This window comes from Variovorax sp. P2_H12, assembly GCF_056403395.1.
The window spans coordinates 1-413 of sequence record NZ_JBFUFO010000242.1; the positions used below are offsets into that span (position 1 = coordinate 1).

1 protein-coding gene is annotated in these 413 nt (G+C 67.8%); it reads right to left on the reverse strand.

The window, feature by feature from the left end:
• Positions 1-267, reverse strand: a 267-nt coding sequence (locus AC1DYK_RS35970; protein WP_478170616.1) for a PPOX class F420-dependent oxidoreductase, incomplete at its 3' end; no start/stop codon positions are given.
• Between the last annotated feature and the right edge of the window lie 146 nt (positions 268-413).

The following is a 413-nucleotide window of genomic DNA, read 5'->3' on the forward strand; positions in this document are numbered from 1 at the left end:
GCTGAGCTCCGCGCGACCTTGCAGTACCGCGTATCCGAACGGCGGCCGCTCATCGTCCACGCACAGCGCAACCCGGCCGTCCCGGGCGAGGTTGCGACCCTTGACCGTGTCCTGACCGGTGTTGAACACCAGCTCATCGCCGTCGAGCAGGAACCAGACGGGGGCGATGTGCGGGCTGCCGTCCGCGCGGACGGTGGAGAGCTTGCCGGTCCGGGTGCCGGACATGACGAATGCGCGCCACTCGGCGTCGCTCATCTTCTGTGCCATGGCCGCATGCTGCCTGATGGAGAGCCGGCTGACGGGAACTGACGCGCGGACTGGCCCTTTCCCTCCATGCGGCCGAGCCACTGATCCACCTTCGATACACGCTCCGGAGATCACCGACCATCGCGACGACGCGCAAAGTCACCGGC